This is a genomic window from Ruminococcus difficilis (assembly GCF_016680995.1).
Window position 1 is genome coordinate 1 of sequence record NZ_JAEQMG010000154.1, and the last position, 2,932, is coordinate 2,932.

The 2,932-nt window shown below is 54.9% G+C and carries 2 protein-coding genes; one reads left to right on the top strand and one right to left on the bottom strand.

Going from position 1 to position 2,932, the window contains the following annotated elements:
- Window positions 1-1,609: translation elongation factor 4 (gene lepA, locus JKK62_RS14265; protein WP_201428487.1), on the bottom strand; the 1,609-nt coding region annotated here is incomplete at its 3' end.
- Between the two features lie 309 nt (window positions 1,610-1,918).
- On the opposite strand from lepA, the gene fabK reads away from it, so the two are divergent.
- Window positions 1,919-2,869: an enoyl-[acyl-carrier-protein] reductase FabK gene (gene fabK / locus JKK62_RS14270; protein ID WP_201428488.1), complete on the top strand. Its 951-nt coding sequence runs from the start codon at window positions 1,919-1,921 to the stop codon at window positions 2,867-2,869.
- Window positions 2,870-2,932: the final 63 nt, after the last annotated feature.

The window sequence follows — 2,932 nt, forward strand, 5'->3', positions numbered from 1 at the left end:
ACGCCTGAATCGGAACCTCAAACAGCTGACGCGGGATCTTCTCCTTGAGCTTCTCCGCCATTTTTCTGGCGCGGCCGTAAGCCTTGTCCTTGTGGATAATGAACGAGAGCGCGTCGACGACCTCGCCGTTGAGCATGATGTCGAGCTTGACGAGCTCACTGGGAACGTAGTCCTTGAGCTCGTAGTCAAATGACGCGTAACCTCTTGTGCGCGACTTGAGGGTGTCGAAGAAGTCGTAGATTATCTCGGCGAGCGGCAAAACGTAGTGCAAATCGACTCTGTCCGCGTCGATGTACTGCATGTCGACAAAGGTGCCGCGCCTGTCCTGACACAGCTCCATGATGTTTCCGACGTACTCCTTAGGTGTGTAGATATGAGCGTCGGTCACAGGCTCCTCGGCGGAAGCGATAAGCGACGGGTCGGGATAGTTCGTAGGGTTGTCGATAAGCTCGACGGTACCGTCGGTGCGCGTTATGCGGTAGATAACACTCGGCGCTGTGGTGATGAGGTCGAGCATGTACTCTCTCTCAAGGCGCTCCTGAATGATCTCCATGTGGAGCAGTCCGAGGAAGCCGCAGCGGAAGCCGAAGCCGAGAGCGACGGAGGTCTCCGCGTCGAACGAGAGAGCCGCGTCGTTTAGCTGGAGCTTTTCGAGCGCGTCCTTGAGGTCGCCGTACTTCGCGCCGTCGACGGGATAAATGCCGCAGAAAACCATCGGCTGAGCTTCTCTGTAGCCCGGCAGCGGCTCGGCGGCGGGATTCGACACGAGAGTCACGGTGTCGCCTACCTTCGCGTCAGCGAGGGTTTTTATCGAACCCGAGATGTAGCCTACCTCGCCTGCGTAAAGTCCGTCGGTTTTCTCCATTGTCGTCGCGTGCATGAGGCCGCACTCCACGACGTTGAAAACAGAGCCGGTCGCCATGAGCTTGAACTCGTCGCCGGGGTGAATCTGACCTTCCTTGAGGCGGACGTAGATGATAACGCCCTTGTAGCTGTCGTAGTAGCTGTCAAAAATCAGCGCTCGCAGCGGAGCGTCAGGGTCGCCTGTCGGAGCCGGAATGTCGGAAACCACCTTCTCAAGCACGGCGTGGATATTTATATCAGCCTTCGCGGAGATTTTGGGAGCGTCCTCGGCGGGAATACCGATAACGTCCTCGATTTCGTTTATGACTCTGTCGGGATCTGCGCTAGGCAGATCGATCTTGTTGACAACGGGAACGATCTCAAGTCCGCTGTCGACCGCGAGATAGGTATTTGCAAGCGTCTGAGCCTCGATTCCCTGAGAAGCGTCGACAACGAGAATTGCGCCCTCGCAGGCGGCGAGAGAACGCGAGACCTCGTAATTGAAGTCGACGTGACCGGGAGTATCGATGAGGTTAAAGAGATAGTCCTCGCCATCGTCGGCGGTGTACACAACGCTGACGGCGCGCGCCTTGATCGTGATTCCGCGCTCGCGCTCAAGTTCCATGTCGTCGAGGAGCTGAGCCTCCATATCGCGGGCGGAAACGGAGTTGGTATGCTCGAGAATCCTGTCCGCGAGCGTACTCTTGCCGTGATCGATATGCGCGATTATACTGAAATTCCTGATTTTGTCACGTGAAAATGACATAGAAATCACCCTTTTACACATATATAAAGTTATTGTACCACAAAACCGCGCCGAGCACAAGGAAAATTTATAAGAGAGTTCAGAGACTCAGGTAATGCTGAAACGTTTCCGCTTAATCCACCGCTCAAAACCGACAAAAAATCTACAATCTCTGCCGCTGCGTGAAACAAATTAACGATTGACTTTTAATGCGATTTGCGGTATGATGATAAAAGATAATGCCATAATTATCAAAAGTGAGAAATTTTGGCGTTTAGAATAATTATTATGATAAAATCTTGCTCACTCAGATGAGAAAGGAGAGTTCAAATGATTTCTACTGTGATTGACCAGAGCTTAGGCCTTGAATATCCCATTTTTCAGGGCGGTATGGCTTGGGTCGCCGACGCTTCTCTTGCCGCTGGCGTATCAAACGCGGGCGGTCTGGGACTTATCGCGGCGATGAATTCCAACGGTGAGCAGCTCCGCGCGGAGATCCGCAAGTGCAAGGAGCTTACCGACAAACCCTTCGGCGTTAACATCATGCTGAGGAGTCCCTTTGCCGACGAGGTCTCCGACGTCGTTGTCGAGGAGGGCGTGAAGGTCGTCACCACAGGCGCAGGCAACCCCGGTAAATATATGGAAAAGTGGAACGCCGCAGGCATCAAGGTCATTCCCGTTGTTCCAAGCGTGGCTCTCGCCCGTAAAATGGAAAAGATGGGCGCGTTCGCTCTCATCGCAGAGGGCGGCGAAAGCGGCGGTCACGTAGGCGAGCTCACCACAATGGCTCTCGTTCCTCAGGTCGTCGACGCGGTCAGCATTCCCGTCATCGCGGCGGGCGGCATCGCCGACGGCAGACAGGTCGCGGCGGCATTCATGCTCGGCGCGGTCGGCATTCAGGTCGGCACACGCTTCCTTGTCGCGACTGAGTGTACGATTTCGCAGGCATATAAAGATAAGGTATTAAAGGCTAAGGACATCGACTCCGTTGTCACCGGCAAGCGTCTCGGTCATCCCGTACGCTCTATCCGCAACGCCTTTACAAGAGAATACCAGAAAGCAGAATACGATTCCTCTACCGTTTCCGACGAGGAGCTCGAGAAGATGGGCGCAGGCGTGCTGCGTATGGCGGCCCGTGAGGGCGACGTGAAGAACGGCTGCGTGCTTGCCGGACAGGTCGCGAGCATGGTAAAGAAGGAGCAGCCCGCGCGTGAGATCATCACAGAGATGTTCACCGAGGCGGAGGAAGTCCTCAAGGGAGCGGCAAAATGGGTAAAATAGCATTTGTTTTTTCAGGTCAGGGCGCGCAGTACAGCGGCATGGGCAAGGAGCTTTATGACGCGA